1 protein-coding gene is annotated in these 1,101 nt (G+C 70.0%); it reads left to right on the top strand.

Annotated elements, in window-relative coordinates:
* Window positions 1-19: 19 nt before the first annotated feature.
* Window positions 20-1,101, top strand: a 1,082-nt coding sequence (locus AC5LUJ_RS24130) for a DUF499 family protein (protein ID WP_493465857.1), incomplete at its 3' end; no start/stop codon positions are given.

Raw genomic sequence — 1,101 nt, 5'->3', positions numbered from 1 at the left:
GGTGAACCGGGTCGCGATCGTGGGCAACCACCTCAGCCCGTCCGGTGTCACCAAGGACGACGGCACCCGCGTCAACACGATCTGGGGTGAGCTGGCCTGGCAGCTCGGCGGTGCCGAGGCGTACGCCATCGTCGCCACCGCGGACAGCGACCGCACCCACCCCGGCGACGCGCTCCACACGCTGCTGGCGACGTACGCGCCCGCCGTCATCCTGATCGACGAGTGGGTCGCCTACGCCCGCTCGCTCGTCGGCCGCGACGACCTCGCGGGCGGCACGTTCGACGACCAGTTCACCTTCGCCCAGTCGCTGACCGAGACCGCCAAGGGCACCTCAGGCGTCCTGCTCGCGATCTCGATCCCTGCCTCCGAGAGCGGGGACGACTCCGAGACCGTGGCCGGGAACGCCGAGGAGGTCGGCGGCACCAACGGGCTGGAAGCCTTGAAGCGGCTCCAGAACGTCGTGCGCCGGGTGGCCGACCAGTGGCGCCCGGCGTCGTCGGACGAGGCCTACCACATCGTCAAGCAGCGGCTGTTCAAACAGCCCGACGCCGCCGCGCTCGCCTCGATCGGAGCGACCGCCAGGGCGTACGTGGAGCTGTACCGCAAGTACACCGACGACTTCCCGCGTGAGGCGCGCGACACGGCGTACGAGTACCGCATCAAGCGGACCTACCCGATCCACCCGGAGACGTTCGACACCCTCTACGAGGAGTGGTCCTCGCTGGAGCGCTTCCAGCGCACCCGCGGTGTGCTGCGGCTGATGAGCACGGTGATCCACGCGCTCTGGACGGGCGAGGACGCGTCACCGTTGATCATGCCGGGTTCGATCCCGCTCGCCACCGCGAACGTGAACGCCGAGCTGACCCAGTACCTCCAGGACTCCTGGAAGACGATCATCGACGCCGATGTCGACGGCCCGAACTCCGAGCCGGCGCGCATCGACAAGGAGAAGCCGCTGTTCGGCCAGCGGGCGCTGACCAGGCGGCTCGCCCGCACGGTGTTCTTCGGCGCCGCCCCGACCGTCGCACCCGGCTCGGTCCACAAGGGCATCAACACCCAGCGGGTCTTCCTCGGCACCGCGATCCCCGGCGACGTCCCGGG

The organism is Protofrankia sp. CiP1_Cm_nod3, assembly GCF_982290655.1.
The sequence above is the reverse complement of the archived record's forward strand: the minus strand, read 5'-3'. Positions and strand labels throughout refer to the sequence as shown.